Origin of the sequence: Alicyclobacillus kakegawensis NBRC 103104 (genome assembly GCF_001552655.1) — a bacterium.
GTDB lineage: Bacteria > Bacillota > Bacilli > Alicyclobacillales > Alicyclobacillaceae > Alicyclobacillus_G > Alicyclobacillus_G kakegawensis.
The window spans coordinates 2501-5077 of sequence record NZ_BCRP01000048.1 but is presented as its reverse complement, the minus strand read 5'-3'; the positions used below and the strand labels follow the sequence as shown (position 1 = coordinate 5077).

Annotated in this window: 2 rRNA genes (1 of these 2 running past the window's edge); both read left to right on the top strand. The window is 60.5% G+C overall.

From position 1 onward, the window contains the following. Positions 1-144 precede the first annotated feature (144 nt). Positions 145-1690, top strand: a 16S ribosomal RNA gene (locus AK2_RS16095). A 213-nt stretch (positions 1691-1903) separates the two neighbouring features. Continuing rightward, positions 1904-2577, top strand: a 23S ribosomal RNA gene (locus tag AK2_RS16090); it runs 2291 nt beyond the window's last position. The 16S and 23S rRNA genes sit together here, the layout of an rRNA operon.

Sequence of the window (2577 nt, the reverse complement as noted above, 5' to 3'; positions counted from 1 at the left end):
ACCGTCGCCGCTCGGACGGCGGCGCCAAGAAGGTTCCTTGAAAACTAAACACGCACAGAGAGTCTTGCGGACACAGACGTGTTCGATACAAGAGCCAGACCGGAGGGAAGCGCCGTGGGGGCGCGGAACCCGGGAGGCGAACTTTCAAGTGAGAGTTTGATCCTGGCTCAGGACGAACGCTGGCGGCGTGCCTAATACATGCAAGTCGAGCGGGTCTTGAGGGGCTTGCCCCTTGAGGCCAGCGGCGGACGGGTGAGGAACACGTGGGTAATCTGCCCATCAGTCGGGAATAACACCCGGAAACGGGTGCTAAAGCCGGATAGGCATTCTGGGGGCATCCCCGGGATGGGAAAAGCGGTTTTCGCTGCTGATGGAGGAGCCCGCGGCGCATTAGCTAGTTGGTGGGGTAAAGGCCTACCAAGGCGACGATGCGTAGCCGGCCTGAGAGGGTGAACGGCCACACTGGGACTGAGACACGGCCCAGACTCCTACGGGAGGCAGCAGTAGGGAATCTTCCGCAATGGGCGCAAGCCTGACGGAGCAACGCCGCGTGAGCGAAGAAGGCCTTCGGGTTGTAAAGCTCAGTCAATCGGGAAGAGCGACCTAGGGAGGGAATGCCCTAGGGGAGACGGTACCGATGGAGGAAGCCCCGGCAAACTACGTGCCAGCAGCCGCGGTAATACGTAGGGGGCGAGCGTTGTCCGGAATGACTGGGCGTAAAGGGTGCGTAGGCGGCCTGACACGTCTGGGGTGAAAGGCCACGGCTCAACCGTGGGGGTGCCCTGGAAACGGTGAGGCTTGAGTGCTGGAGAGGCAAGGGGAATTCCACGTGTAGCGGTGAAATGCGTAGAGATGTGGAGGAATACCTGTGGCGAAGGCGCCTTGCTGGACAGTGACTGACGCTGAGGCACGAAAGCGTGGGGAGCGAACAGGATTAGATACCCTGGTAGTCCACGCTGTAAACGATGAGTGCTAGGTGTTGGGGGTGCGAGCCCTCAGTGCCGAAGGAAACCCAATAAGCACTCCGCCTGGGGAGTACGGTCGCAAGACTGAAACTCAAAGGAATTGACGGGGGCCCGCACAAGCAGTGGAGCATGTGGTTTAATTCGAAGCAACGCGAAGAACCTTACCAGGGCTTGACATCCCTCTGACGCGTGCAGAGATGTGCGTTCCCTTCGGGGCAGAGGAGACAGGTGGTGCATGGTTGTCGTCAGCTCGTGTCGTGAGATGTTGGGTTAAGTCCCGCAACGAGCGCAACCCTTGACCTGTGTTACCAGCGCGTGAAGGCGGGGACTCACAGGTGACTGCCGGCGCAAGCCGGAGGAAGGCGGGGATGACGTCAAATCATCATGCCCTTGATGTCCTGGGCGACACACGTGCTACAATGGGCGGTACAACGGGGGGCGAAGCCGCGAGGCGGAGCGAATCCCTGAAAGCCGTTCGTAGTTCGGATTGCAGGCTGCAACCCGCCTGCATGAAGCCGGAATTGCTAGTAATCGCGGATCAGCATGCCGCGGTGAATCCGTTCCCGGGCCTTGTACACACCGCCCGTCACACCACGAGAGTGAGCAACACCCGAAGTCGGTGAGGCAACCGGAGACGGAGCCAGCCGCCGAAGGTGGGGCTCGCGATTGGGGTGAAGTCGTAACAAGGTAGCCGTATCGGAAGGTGCGGCTGGATCACCTCCTTTCTACGGAGAAGGCCCCTGTGGAAGGCAGGGGGAGGCTCTCTGGACTGGGCCGCGACGGTTGTCGCGGGCCAGGGGCGTGTTTAGTTTTGAGGGAACCGGACCCAACGGAGAGGTTGGGGAAGGGGAACTCAGGCTGGCGTTCGAAGGGAAGGGCGCCGGTGGAGATGTACCTTGACAGCGACATAGCGAAGAGACTCCTGAAACCGAGGGAATGGTGAAGGTAGGAAGGGCGCACGGGGGATGCCTAGGCGCCAGGAGCCGAAGAAGGACGGGGCGAACACCGAAATGCCACGGGGAGCTGTACGCGAGCTGGGATCCGTGGATGTCCGAATGGGGGAACCCACTCACCGTGATGGGTGAGTACCGCATGCTGAATGCATAGGCATGTGGGGGCAACCGGGGGAACTGAAACATCTCAGTACCCCGAGGAGAAGAAAACAAGAGTGATTCCGTGAGTAGTGGCGAGCGAAAGCGGAGGAGCCTAAACCGTTGTTGTGGGAGACCGTGCAGGGGATGCAACAACGGGGTAGAGGGGCCATCGAGCCAAGGGCTGCACCTCTTGGGCAAAGTGAGAAACCGAATCGTCAGCCGAAGGGTCTGGGAAGGCCCACCGGAGAGGGTGAGAGTCCCGTAGGCGAAGGGGATTCGGCTTTGCGAGATGGTGCCCAAGTACCGCGGGGCACGAGGAATCCCGTGGGAATCGGGGAGGACCACCTCCTAAGGCTAAATACTCCCTGGCGACCGATAGCGGAGAGTACCGTGAGGGAAAGGTGAAAAGGACCGCGGGAGCGGAGTGAAAGAGAACCTGAAACCGTGTGCCTACAATCAGTCGGAGCACCTGTTGGGGTGTGACGGCGTGCCTTTTGTAGAATGAACCGGCGAGTGAT